Source organism: Streptomyces sp. NPDC087845, from assembly GCF_044742755.1.
Taxonomy (GTDB): domain Bacteria; phylum Actinomycetota; class Actinomycetes; order Streptomycetales; family Streptomycetaceae; genus Streptomyces.
Genome location: NZ_JBIUVC010000001.1, coordinates 412,914 through 424,698, shown reverse-complemented (window position 1 = coordinate 424,698; position 11,785 = coordinate 412,914). Strand labels below are relative to the sequence as shown.

Genomic DNA, 11,785 nt, shown 5'->3' with positions numbered 1-11,785 from the left:
CCTCTCTCCACCCTCTATGCGCGTAGAGTCATTCGGGACTCTTGCGTACGTACCGGCCGGAAGGATTCCCAGGACATGGACGCCATCTCCGTCATCCGCACCAAGCGGGACCGAGGCGAGCTGACCCCCGAGCAGATCGACTGGGTCATCGACGCGTACACCCGCGGCGAGGTCGCCGACGAGCAGATGTCCGCGCTGGCCATGGCGATCCTGCTGAACGGCATGAACCGCACCGAGATCGCCCGCTGGACCGCCGCGATGATCGCCTCCGGGGAGCGCATGGACTTCGCGTCGCTCTCCCGGCCCACCACCGACAAGCACTCCACCGGCGGCGTCGGCGACAAGATCACCCTGCCGCTCGCCCCGCTGGTCGCCGCGTGCGGCGCCGCCGTGCCGCAGCTCAGCGGACGGGGACTCGGCCACACCGGCGGCACGCTCGACAAGCTGGAGTCCATCCCCGGCTGGCGCGCCCACCTCTCGAACGAGGAGATGCTGAGCGTCCTGGACACCACCGGCGCGGTGATCTGCGCCGCCGGTGACGGACTCGCTCCCGCCGACAAGAAGCTGTACGCGCTGCGCGACGTCACCGGCACCGTCGAGGCCATCCCGCTGATCGCCAGCTCGATCATGTCCAAGAAGATCGCCGAGGGCACCGGCGCGCTCGTCCTGGACGTCAAGGTCGGCTCGGGCGCCTTCATGAAGACCATCGAGGACGCCCGCGAACTGGCCTCCACCATGGTCGCGCTGGGCACCGACAGCGGAGTGCGGACGGTCGCGCTGCTCACCGACATGGCCACCCCGCTCGGCCTGACAGCGGGCAACGCCCTGGAGGTGCGCGAGTCGGTCGAGGTGCTCGCCGGCGGCGGCCCGAAGGACGTCGTCGACCTGACCCTGGCCCTCGCCCGCGAGATGCTGGACGCGGCCGGGCTCAAGGACGCCGACCCGGAGAAGGCCCTCGCCGACGGCTCCGCGATGGACGTCTGGCGCCGGATGATCTCCGCCCAGGGCGGCGACCCGGACGCCGCGCTCCCGGTCGCCCGTGAGCAGCACGTCGTGACGGCCCCGTCCACCGGCGTACTGACCCGCCTGGACGCGTACGACATCGGCGTCGCCGCCTGGCGCCTCGGCGCGGGCCGGGCCCGGAAGGAGGACCCGGTGCAGGCGGGCGCGGGCGTCGAACTGCACGCCAGGCCCGGCGACACGGTCACCGCCGGACAGCCGCTGCTGACGCTGCACACCGACACCCCGGAGAAGTTCGACTACGCGCTGAAGGCCCTGCCCTCCTCGTACGACATCGCCCCGCAGGGCACGGAGTTCACCCCGACGCCGGTGGTGCGCGAGCGCATCGCGTAACGCCTCCCGGGAACGGGACGAGCACGAGCACGGGTACGGGTACGCGAACGGCCCGTCGGGCGGAGGAATCCGTTCCGACGGGCCGCTCTCATGCGGGCGGTGCGGCTACGCGCTCACTCCCCGCCCACCTGCGTGCTCGCCTACTTGCCGAAGTACGCGTTGTAGATCGACACCGAGGACTTGTTGCCCTTCTTGTCCGTGACCTCGGCCCTGTAGGAGAGTGACTTCCCCCTGGCCGGGTTCTTCACGGAGAGCTTGCCCGACTTGACCGCGGACTTCTTCCAGGTCTTTCCGGCGTCGTAACTGACGTACACCGTCAGCGACTTGAGGTTCTTTCCCGCGGCCGCGCCCTGCACCGTCACCGGCACCGAAGCGGTCCTGCCGGCCGTCACCCTGCCGTCCGGTGTCACATGGGGCGTGAAGCGGACCGTGGAGACCGGCAGCGGGGTCGGACCGGCGCTCTTCTTGGACCGGAAGGTCCAGCTCGCGTCGATCCGGGTGGAGACGGCCGAGACCTTGGTGCTGCGCCGCACCGAGGTCGTCAGCTTGTAGTCGGCGGCGGCGGACGGCACGGCGATGGGGGTGCCGCCCTCCAGCGGGTCGGTGTTCTGCGCGAGCCTGACGCCGTTGCGGTACAGGACGGTCTTGACCGAGCTGTACGTGGACCAGCCCATGTTGCCGCGTCCGTCGGCCACGAGCGGCAGTGAGCCGATGATGTCGCCGCCGTCGCGGAAGATCCCGTAGCCGGTGCCGAGCGCGGGGCCGAACACCGCGGTGTTGACGTTCTTCGTGTAGGTCTTGCCCGCCTTGAGAGTCTGCGGGTCACCGAGGGAGTACTGCGCGTCGGTCGCCGGGTAGCCGTCCTCGTCGAGCGCGCCCTCCTGGCTGAAGTCGAAGTTCCACTGCACCTTGTCGGCGGTGGAGACGTACGCGGTGTTGGTACCGGGGAGCTTCTGGCTGGACCAGGCCGTCCAGCCGCTGGACGAACCGGGGAGCGAGCCCCAGGCCGCGAAGCCACCGGTCTTGCCCTTGACGGACGAGCCGAGAGTGGTCCGGACCTTGGCCATCTGACCGCTGGTGAACTTCCGGCTGTAGCCGGTCGCGGCCTGGGTCACCGGGCCGCCGACCGCGATGTCGTAGCGGGTCGAGGCTCCCTTCGTCCAGCTGCCGAGCCAGTGCTGGGAGAGCGAGCCGTCGGTCACCTTCGGGCCGATGTGCGCGGTGCGGAACCCCTGGAACGAGTCGAGGATCCAGCCGTAGCCGTAGCCACCGTCCTTGCCGTCGAACTGGAGGTCGGCCGAGGCCAGTTGGGACTTCGTGCCGGTGGCGGGCAGGGTGAAGCCCACCGGCTTCGCCTTGCGCGCGTCGAAGGTCACGGTGGTGTTCTTGGTGACGTCCAGGTTCGGCTGGGAGAGCCAGTCGGTGCCCTTCGAGCCGTCCTCCGGATCCACGTAGACGGCCGAGTTCAGCGCGTAACCACCCTTGGGAACGCGGACCTTCGCCGTGCCGTCGGGGCCCGTCGGGGTCAGCCACACGCCGCTCGCCGCGCCGGACAGCCCGTAGAGGGCGGAGTCGTAGAACACGGCGGGCCTGCCGTCGCGTCCGACGGTCTTGACCGTGAGGTCGTACGACTCGATCTCGCGCTCGACCGCGGCCGCGGTGCGGACGGTCTGGCCGCCGCCGGTGGCGACGACGTACGCGGAGTAGGAGCCGTCGGCGGTGCCGCCGAGCTTGGTGTTCACGGTCAGCGGCACGTCGGCGGTGCCGCCCGCGGGGACGGTCACCTTGTCGGCGCCGACGGTGAAGAAGCCGGCCGGGACGGGCTTGCCCTTCGGCCCGGTGGCCGTGACCGCGAGGTCGAGGGTGACGTCCGCCGTGCCGAGGTTGCGGTACGTCACCTTCTTGGTGACCGGGGTGTCATCGGTGTGCGGCCACTGCTGCACACCGAAGCTCACCGAGACCGGGTCCGCGACGACGGTCTGGGCGATCGCCCGGTCGACGGCGATCCGGCCGGAGCCCTGCTCGAACGGGGTGTACGCGCCCGGCTTCGTCGAGGCCGTGAGCGCGCCCTTGAGTTCGGCGTACTGCCACTGCGGGTGCTGCTGCTTGAGGAGCGCCGCGGCACCCGCGACGTGCGGGGTCGCCATCGACGTACCGGAGATCGACAGGTAGCCCGGCGGGTTCTGGCCGACCTCCTGGTCGATGGCGGAGCCGGGTGCGGCCGCCGCCGTGATGTCCACACCGGGTGCGGTCACATCGGGCTTGATCGCGCCGTCGCCGATGCGCGGGCCGCGGCTGGAGAACTCGGCCAGCCTGTCGTTGTCGTCGACCGCGCCGACGGTCAGCGCGGCGTCCGCGCTGCCCGGGGAGTCGACCGTGCCGGCGCCGTCGCCCTCGTTGCCCGCCGCGATGGCGAACAGGACGCCCTTGTCGGCCGACAGCTTGTTGACCGCCGCTTCGAGCGGGTCGATCTCGGGGGTGTCGCCGCCGCCCAGGCTCAGGTTGATGATGTCGGCGCCCTGCGCGACCGCCCACTCCATGCCGGCCAGGATGCCGGAGTCGTCGCCGAAGCCGTCGTCGTCGAGCACCTTGCCTTCCAGCAGCTTGGCGTCCGGCGCGACGCCCTTGAACTTCCCGCCCGACTTGGCGCCGGTACCGGCCGCGATCGAGGACACGTGCGTGCCGTGGCCGACCCGGTCCTGGGTGTCGGGCGACGGGGTGAAGTTCTTGGACGTGAGGATCTGGCCCTGAAGGTCCGGGTGGGTGGCGTCCACACCGGTGTCCAGAACGGCGATCTTGACGCCCTTTCCGGTGTACCCGGCCTTCCAGGCGGTCGGCGCACCGATCTGCGGCACGCTCTTGTCGAGGCTCACCCTGCGTACGCCGTCCAGCCAGACCCGGTCGATGCCGGCGGCCGTGGTGCGCTGGGCGCCGTGCGAGGGCTTGCTGGTGAGCGCCTGCCAGATGTCCTGGGCGTCGCGTTCCGGCGTGGTCACGGACTCGGCGTTCAGCGACTTCAGGGCCCGGTCGACCCGGGTGGCACCCGCGTCGCGGACCTCCGCCTTCGCGGCCGCCGCCCGGGTGCCCCGGTAGGCGACGATCAGCTTCAGGCCCGCCTTCTGGGCCCTGCGGTTCTCCGCACGGTTCAGCTCGGTGACGTCGAACAGTCGGCGGTCGAGCTTTCCGGAGCTGATCAGCCGGTGTGCGTCGGCCGGGACGAGCAGGGTGTGGCCGTCGCGTATCTGCCGCTGCACGGGTATGTGCTCGCGGCCCCTGGCGGGCTGGAAGTGCACGACCCGGCCCTTGGCGTCCACCGAGACGCGGTCGCCCGTGATGAGCGTCAGCCGGTGCTGTGTCACGGACTTGGTGTCCGCCGGGTGGGTGGCGTCGGGCTGTGCCACGGCCGGCGTGGTCATCCCGGCTGCGAGCGCCACGGCGGCCGCCGCGGCGATGGTCGAAACACACGCGCTTCTCACGTGTCTGCGCAACTCTCCCCCTGGAGAATCAGGCGGCCCGCTGAGGGGCCACTGGTCAGTCGGCACCGATGGGATGCCGGTGCGGACCGGTTCACGTTCCTAGAGGGGGAATTGAGCGAGAGGGTTCACAAGAAACGCACAGATGGCCGGAGTTGAAGGAGTTTCACCGGTGGGCCGGCGGGGCCAGTGGCGGCCGAGGGGTCGCTGTGCAGCGGGGGCGATGGGGCGTGCACCGGGAAACCGCGGAACCGGTCAGCGATGAGTTTCGGCCGTCGAACCGGTCTTCCTGGTGTGGAATCCATGACCCCGAAGGTCCTCGTCGTCACCGGCCGCGTCACGCGGGCCATGGTGCCGGGGCTCTGTGCCGAGCTGGAGTCGCTGCTGTACGGCCCCGAGGGCGCCGCCCGCGCCCCGGACGCCGGGGTGGACTGCGATGTGGGCGGGGTCGTACACGCGGATCTGGCCCTGGTCGAGGCGATAGCGCGGCTGGGGCTCGTCGCACGCCGGGCGGACGGCAACCGGCTACGGCTGCGCAATGTGCCGCCCGAGCTGCGGAGCCTGCTGGACCTGGTGGGGCTGGCCGACGTGGTGGACGTGCGCTGCGGGCCCGGGAGCGGGGCGGAGGCCGAGGCCGGGGGAAGCGGGAGCTGAGGGCGCCTGCGCGCACCGCCGACCCGCCCCCCGCCGGCCACCGCCCCGTCAGCCCGCCACCACCAGCCCGTTCCGTACGTCGCGCTTCACGCCGCGCCTCACGCCGCGCCTCACGTCGCGTCGGTGTCGGCGTCGAGATGGTCCGGCAGGCCGAACAGCGGGAACCAGCGCGGCGTGTCCAGGAAGCAGTGCATACCGGTGATGGAACCCTCCGAGATGTCGATGACCTGCACCGCCCACGGCACGAACCCCGGCCCGTCCGGATTCGGCTTGTAGTGCGCGAAGGCGGGGGTGCCGTTCGCCGCGGTGGCCACCAGCCGGGAGCCCGCGCAGCTCGCGCCGATGGAGAGCATGAAGCCGGTGATGTCGTCGTGCCCCTGGAGCCAGAGGTCGAACGGCGGCATGGTCATCACGGCGTCCTCATGGAGCAGCGCGGTCAGCGCCGCCATGTCGTACCCCTCGAAGGCCGCGACGTACCGTTCGAGGAGCTTGCGCTGCTCCTCGTCGAGCGGGTTCGCGGTGTCGACGGCCTTGCCCTCGTGTTCCGTGAGGGTGGCCCGCGCCCGCTGGAGGGCGCTGTTGACCGACGCGACCGAGGTGTCGAGCAGTTCGGCGACCTCGCTCGCCTTCCAGGCCAGCACTTCGCGCAGGATCAGCACGGCCCGCTGCTTGGGCGGCAGGTGCTGGAGCGCGGCCACGAACGCGAGCCGCACCGACTCCCGCGCCACCGCGGCCTCCGCCGGGTCGGCCGCGGTGGGCAGGATCCGCCCGTCGGGCATCGGCTCCAGCCAGGTGTTGTCCGGCAGTGGGTTGAGCGCCGCCCGGGCGAGCGGTGTCGGGCCCGTCAGATCGACCGGACGGGCCCGCTTCCTGCCCGCGTTCAGCATGTCCAGACAGACGTTGGTGGCGATGCGGTACAGCCAGGACCGCAGCGAGGAACGCCCCTCGAACTTCTCGAAGTTGCGCCAGGCACGCACCAGCGTGTCCTGTACCGCGTCCTCCGCCTCGAAGGCCGAGCCGAGCATCCGGTAGCAGTAGCCGGTCAGCTCGACCCGGTGTCCCTCCAGACGGCTGTCGATGTCCGCCGCCGCTGTCAGATCACTCATCGCTCCACCCCTGTTGCGCTGTGACGCCGCTCACTTCAGCACTTCGGAAGCTACCAGGCCCATGCGCGGCGCATCGGACTCTTCGGCCAGGTGGTGAAGCGAACCCCCGGGCACAGCGCCTTGCGCCGGGCGTCCGGCTGCGCGTGAACGCCCGCGGAGCACAGGCGGCGGGAAGTGCCGGAGCGGCGCACCTTCAGGTCACGTTCCGGGCTTGCGCCCGTACACGTAGACGTCGTCGCCGTTCTTCAGCAGATTCCAGTAGGACTTCGCGTCGCCGGGCCGCATGTTGACGCAACCGTGCGACCCCGGCGGGTTCCACATCTTCAGGCCCACCGAGTGGAACGCCTGCCCGCCGTCGAAGAACTGGGCGTACGGCATCTGCACGTGGTAGAGCGTCGACCAGTGGTTGATGTGCCGCATGTAGATCTTCTTCGACCCGGTGCGGGTCTCGTACTTGTCCCGGCCGGTCCGCACCGGCACCGGACCGAACTTCAGCTTGCTGCCGTCCTGGATCCAGCTCAGCTGCCGGGTCAGGTCCACGCATGCGATGCGCCCCTTGTTGGTGGGGCACTTCTTGGCCTTGTTCGGGTTCTTGCCGGCCGCCTTCTGGTCCGTGAGCGTCTTCATCGTGCGCCAGGTGACCGGCCCCGCGTAACCGACGTCGGGGGTGACCCCGTAGGTGCGCTGGAACGACCGGATCGCCTTGCAGTCGGCGGCCGACTGCTTGCCGTCGACCGGCCGGTGCAGGTACTTCTCGACCTGCTTCTGGTACGGCCCGGTGGATGTCGTGCAGGATGCCGCCGCCTGCGCGGATCCGCCGGTGCCCAGGACGAGGGCGGGCGCCGCCGTCAGAGCGGCGGCGGACAGCGCGAGCGCGCGCCGCGCCCGGACCCCCCGTATGTTCCCTGCGATTCCCATGTACGCCAACTCTCCTTCGCGCGTCGTGAGGTGATTCCGCCTGCTAGACGCGCGCCGGGGAGTGGATGGTTGTGCGCCGTATGTCTCAGTTCGGTACAGACGCCACCGGCACCAGCCGGCGGCGCTCGGCGCGTGCGGCCCGCGAGCCGTACAGCGTGATCGAGACCACGCCGAGGACCGCGAGCAGCCCCAGCGACACGGTCCCGGCCCAGCCTCCGGCGTGGAAGGCGACCGCGCCGAGCGTGCCGCCCGCGCTGGAGCCCAGGTAGTACGCGGACTGGTAGAGCGCCGACGCCTGGGCCCGGCCCTTCGTCGCCGTACGGCTCACGGACGAGGAGGCGACCGCATGCCCGGCGAAGAAGCCCGCCGTGATCAGGACCAGCCCGAGGAGTACGGCGGCCAGCTGGTCGGCGAGCGAGAGCAGCAGACCGGCGGCCGTGGTGGAGACGGCCAGGTACAGCGCGCCCCGGCGGCCGAGCCGGGCGACCAGCCGGCCGGCCGCGGCGGAGGAGACCGTACCGACGAGATAGACCAGGAAGATCGAGCCGACGATGCCCTGCGGGAGGTTGAACGGCGCCTCCACCAGGCGGTAGCCGATCACGGTGTAGACCGCGCCGAACACCGTCATGAACAGCGCGCCGATCGCGTACAGCCGGCGCAGCAGCGGATCGGCCAGGTGCCCGCCCACGGTCTTGGCGAGGGCCTTCGGGTTGAGCGAGCCGGGGGTGAAGTGCCGGGCCCTGGGGATCATGAAGTGGAAGACGACCGCGCAGCCGGCGGCGAGCAGCCCGACCGCGCCGAGCGCCGCCCGCCAGCCCCACAGCTGAGCGATCCAGCCGGTGAGGATACGGCCGCTCATCCCGCCGATGCTGTTGCCCGCCACGAACAGCCCGATCGCGGCGACCAGCGCCTTCGGCCGCACCTCCTCCGCCAGGTACGCCATCGCGGAGGCGGGCAGCCCGGCCAGCGCCGCGCCCTGGACGGCGCGCAGCGCGATCAGCCAGCCCAGCGAGGGGGCGAAGGGCACGAGCAGCCCGACCAGTACGGCGACCGTCAGCGACGCCGTCATCATCTGCCGCCGCCCGAACCGCTCGGAGAGCGCGCTCATCGGCAGTACGCACAGCGCCAGTGCGCCCGTCGCGGCGGAGACCGTCCAGCTGGCCTGTCCGGCCGTGGCGCCGAGGGAGGCGGAGACGGCGGGCAGCAGGGCCTGCGTGGAGTAGAGGAGTGCGAAGGTCGCGACACCGGCGGCGAAGAGCGCGAAACTCATCCGGCGGTAGCCGGGGCGGCCGGGTTCGAGACGGTCCGGCTCGGCAGGAGCGGCGGCGACGGGGGACGGCTGGGGCGAGGCGGCCACGGTGAGGGTGGACGCCCCGGTACTGGCAGGAGGCATGCTTCGAACGTAGGCGCCCCGGTTTCATGCGTCCAATGCACGAACTGGCGATAATCAATCCCATGGTGCATGAACGCAGCTCACAGCCCCGGCTGTCACCCAGTAGTTACGAAGAAGACATTCGTGCCGTCCTCGCGCCGCGACTGGCCCACTTCGAGGCGGTGGCCCGCCACGAGCACGTCACCCGTGCCGCGCACGAGCTCGGCGTCCCGCAGTCGACGCTCTCGCGGGCGATGGTCAGGCTGGAACAGGACCTGGGCGTCGCCCTGTTCGCCCGCAAGGGCCGCAACCTCACCCTCACCCCGGCGGGCCGCACCTTCCTGGGCTCCGCCGAGCGGGCCCTCGCCGAGGTCGAGAAGGCCGCCGACTCGGTTCGGGCCGACGCCGACCCCGCCACCGGCAAGGTCGCCTTCGGCTTCCTGCACACCATGGGCTCCGAGACCGTGCCCGCCCTGATCCGGGCCTTCCGCGCCGACCACCCCCGGGTCCGCTTCCAGCTCGTGCAGAACTACGGCGAGGCCATGATCGAACGGCTCCGGGCCGGCGGCCTCGACCTCTGCCTCACCTCACCCGTCCCGGACGCCCCCGACCTGGTCGCCCGCCGCCTCGACGAACAGCGGCTGCGCCTGGTCGTCCCCGAGGACCACCGCCTCGCCTCGCGCCGCCGCATCCGCCTGGCGGAGGCCGCCGACGAGAAGTTCGTCACCCTCGAACCCGGGTACGGCCTGCGACGGATCACCGACGACCTGTGCGCGGAGGCGGGCTTCGCGCCACGTGTCGCCTTCGAGGGCGAGGAGGCGGAGACCCTGCGCGGCCTGGTCGCGGCCGGCCTCGGCGTCGCCCTGCTGCCGCCGCCCGCCGTGGCCCGCCCCGGCGTCGTCGAACTCACCGTCACGGCCCCGAGGGCGGCCCGCGAGATCGGCGTCGCCTGGCTGGACGGCCACCCGGACACCCCGCCGGTGGCCGCCTTCAAACGCTTCCTGCTGTCGAGGCGGGGCCATCTGCTGCCGGACTGAACGGGGCGGGGCGCTGTACACCGTCCCCGGGAACGCGACGGCCCGCCGGGTTTCCCGGCGGGCCGTCGGAGGCGCGTGTTCAGGTCACACATTGGGGGCGGTCCTGGAGATGTGCGTGGTGCCGTAGGCCGCGCGGTAAGCGCGGCTGAAGTCGGCTGCGCGGGGGAATCCCCGGCGGGCGGCGATGGTGTGGATGGGGGTGGTGCGGAGCGCGGGGTCGGTGAGGTCGCGGCGGGCCGCTTCCAGGCGCAGGCGCCGTATCCACGCGGCGACTGTGGCGTCCGCGTCCTGGAAGAGGCGGTGCAGGTAGCTGGTGGAGATGTGGTGCGCGGCGGCAATGGTGCCCGGGGTGAGATGCGGGTCGTGCAGGTGCTCTCGGATGAACGACTGGATGCGAAAGGTGAGGGCCCGCTGGTGCGTCTCCGGGGGCAGGCAGTCGCCGGCTTCGAGCAGATGGGCGAAGAGCGCGGCGACCAGCGGGGTCGCGATGGAGGCCAGCCGCGACCGGTCGGAGGGCTGGTACGCGGCCGGTCGGAGGGCTGGTACGCGGCCGGGTCCGCGATCAACCGGGTGAGGAACTGTGCCAGCAGGGCACCCATGCCTTCCCGGGCCGACACCGGCGCTCCGACGATCCGGCCGGCCATGTCGCGAGGCAGTGGCAGCAGGGCCTTGGGAACCTCCAGCGCCATGTTCTGGACCAGGTCCCCGGTGCTGTAGACCTCGTTCGGCAGCGACGACGAGTTGATGAACAGGTCGTACGGCTTGTACTCGGTCTCCCGGTGCCGCCACACGCCCGCCCCGCTCCCGCGCACGACGAGTGACAGGTGGTACGCCTCGGGGTCGGACTGCCGGATCAGCTTCGGTGTGCGCCGGAACACCAGCGGCTGGAACGTGGCAGACCACACGGTGACGGCACCGAGGTCCAGCACGCGCTGGGAGGCCTGGAAGTCGCCGGTGTGGTCGCTGCGCAGCTCCATGGGCGCATGGGTACGGCCCACGAGCTCGGTCCAGTAGTTGAACCGGTCCGCCGCCGACACGTCTTCGCTGCGGAACACCATCTCGTCCAACAACTGTCGTTTCACCGTTCCTGAAACCGCAGGTCAAATGCTCACCGGGGGATGACTGCCGCTGATGGTTCCACGCCACGGAGTTGCTGACCATTGCTCCCAGCGGCGGGTCCAGGGATTCCCCGGTAGCACCTCGTCCCAGGAGCATCCGTGGGGACGCCGTCGACTCCGGCCCCGTACGCGTAGGCACGGCCGGACGGCATGGGTGCACAGGATGGTTCTCCCGTCGATCCCTCGCAGGTGGTACGGCGTTCCGGACATGTGCCTCCCGGGCCACCGGCCCGCGCGCCCTGCCTGCACAGGCGCCCAGAGACGCCAAACGTCGTTTTTTGGATGATGTGAGCGATCAATCATGATATTGAGCTGTTTGGGTTGCCTCTCGCCCGCCGATTACCCAGCTGCAAGGTCCGCGACGAAGGAACGGATTCGACATGGCTGGATGGAAGCAAATCTCCGGTTCGCTCAAGGCGATCTCCGCCGGGTCCAGGACGAACGTGTGGGGTGTCAACTCCGGTGGTGGGATCTACCGGTACACCAATGACGATGCGAACCCGTGGGTGAACATCCCCGGTTCCCTGAGTGACATCGGCGCCGGGGCCGACGGCACTGTGTGGGGTGTCAATGCCGGGGGTGAGATCTTCCGGTACACCGGGGATCAGGGTTCGACGCGCTGGGTGAAGATCGCGGGTGGCCTGTCCCGGATCTCGGTCGGGTCCAGGACGAACGTGTGGGGTGTCAACTCCGGTGGTGGGATCTACCGGTACACCAATGACGATGCGAACCCGTGGGTGAACATCCCCGGTTC

8 protein-coding genes and 1 pseudogene are annotated in these 11,785 nt (G+C 70.9%); 4 read left to right on the top strand and 5 right to left on the bottom strand.

Annotated elements, in window-relative coordinates; genetic code table 11:
• Positions 1–75: 75 nt before the first annotated feature.
• The gene (locus ACIOMQ_RS01920) at positions 76–1,353 is read left to right on the top strand and encodes a thymidine phosphorylase (RefSeq protein WP_362209809.1); all 1,278 of its coding nucleotides are present in this window, start codon (positions 76–78) and stop codon (positions 1,351–1,353) included.
• Between the two features lie 140 nt (positions 1,354–1,493).
• Here ACIOMQ_RS01920 and ACIOMQ_RS01915 read toward each other — a convergent pair whose 3' ends face one another.
• On the bottom strand, positions 1,494–4,769 hold the full coding sequence (locus ACIOMQ_RS01915; RefSeq protein ID WP_402187921.1) for a S8 family peptidase: 3,276 nt from the start codon (positions 4,767–4,769) through the stop codon (positions 1,494–1,496).
• 318 nt (positions 4,770–5,087) lie between these two features.
• Between ACIOMQ_RS01915 and ACIOMQ_RS01910 the strand changes: the two genes are divergently transcribed.
• Positions 5,088–5,480, top strand: coding sequence for an STAS domain-containing protein (locus ACIOMQ_RS01910; RefSeq protein WP_401261536.1), 393 nt, complete (start codon positions 5,088–5,090; stop codon positions 5,478–5,480).
• Between the two features lie 110 nt (positions 5,481–5,590).
• Here ACIOMQ_RS01910 and ACIOMQ_RS01905 read toward each other — a convergent pair whose 3' ends face one another.
• The 3 genes from ACIOMQ_RS01905 to ACIOMQ_RS01895 form a co-directional block, all read right to left on the bottom strand.
• A complete protein-coding gene (locus tag ACIOMQ_RS01905) occupies positions 5,591–6,586 on the bottom strand; it encodes a sigma-70 family RNA polymerase sigma factor (protein WP_402187577.1) in 996 nt (331 codons plus the stop codon).
• A 198-nt stretch (positions 6,587–6,784) separates the two neighbouring features.
• On the bottom strand, positions 6,785–7,504 hold the full coding sequence (locus ACIOMQ_RS01900) for a L,D-transpeptidase family protein (protein WP_362209800.1): 720 nt from the start codon (positions 7,502–7,504) through the stop codon (positions 6,785–6,787).
• Between the two features lie 85 nt (positions 7,505–7,589).
• The gene (locus ACIOMQ_RS01895) at positions 7,590–8,897 is read right to left on the bottom strand and encodes an MFS transporter (RefSeq protein WP_401261531.1); all 1,308 of its coding nucleotides are present in this window, start codon (positions 8,895–8,897) and stop codon (positions 7,590–7,592) included.
• A 62-nt stretch (positions 8,898–8,959) separates the two neighbouring features.
• On the opposite strand from ACIOMQ_RS01895, the gene ACIOMQ_RS01890 reads away from it, so the two are divergent.
• Complete coding sequence (locus tag ACIOMQ_RS01890) at positions 8,960–9,913, top strand: LysR family transcriptional regulator (RefSeq protein ID WP_401261529.1); 954 nt, start codon at positions 8,960–8,962, stop codon at positions 9,911–9,913.
• An 84-nt stretch (positions 9,914–9,997) separates the two neighbouring features.
• Here the strand turns inward: ACIOMQ_RS01890 and ACIOMQ_RS01885 are convergent.
• Positions 9,998–10,983, bottom strand: a pseudogene (locus tag ACIOMQ_RS01885) (helix-turn-helix domain-containing protein).
• Between the two features lie 428 nt (positions 10,984–11,411).
• On the opposite strand from ACIOMQ_RS01885, the gene ACIOMQ_RS01880 reads away from it, so the two are divergent.
• The coding region (locus ACIOMQ_RS01880) for a tectonin domain-containing protein (RefSeq protein ID WP_402187575.1) at positions 11,412–11,785 on the top strand (374 nt) is incomplete at its 3' end.

Bases quoted from the DNA above. Each gene is read 5' to 3' on its own strand.
- ACIOMQ_RS01905 (WP_402187577.1), bottom strand. From the start codon at position 6,586: ATGAGTGATCTGACAGCGGCGGCGGACATCGACAGCCGTCTGGAGGGA.
- ACIOMQ_RS01895 (WP_401261531.1), bottom strand. From the start codon at position 8,897: ATGCCTCCTGCCAGTACCGGGGCGTCCACCCTCACCGTGGCCGCCTCG.
- ACIOMQ_RS01915 (WP_402187921.1), bottom strand. From the start codon at position 4,769: ATGACCACGCCGGCCGTGGCACAGCCCGACGCCACCCACCCGGCGGAC.
- ACIOMQ_RS01910 (WP_401261536.1), top strand. From the start codon at position 5,088: ATGAGTTTCGGCCGTCGAACCGGTCTTCCTGGTGTGGAATCCATGACC.
- ACIOMQ_RS01920 (WP_362209809.1), top strand. From the start codon at position 76: ATGGACGCCATCTCCGTCATCCGCACCAAGCGGGACCGAGGCGAGCTG.
- ACIOMQ_RS01890 (WP_401261529.1), top strand. From the start codon at position 8,960: ATGGTGCATGAACGCAGCTCACAGCCCCGGCTGTCACCCAGTAGTTAC.
- ACIOMQ_RS01900 (WP_362209800.1), bottom strand. From the start codon at position 7,504: ATGGGAATCGCAGGGAACATACGGGGGGTCCGGGCGCGGCGCGCGCTC.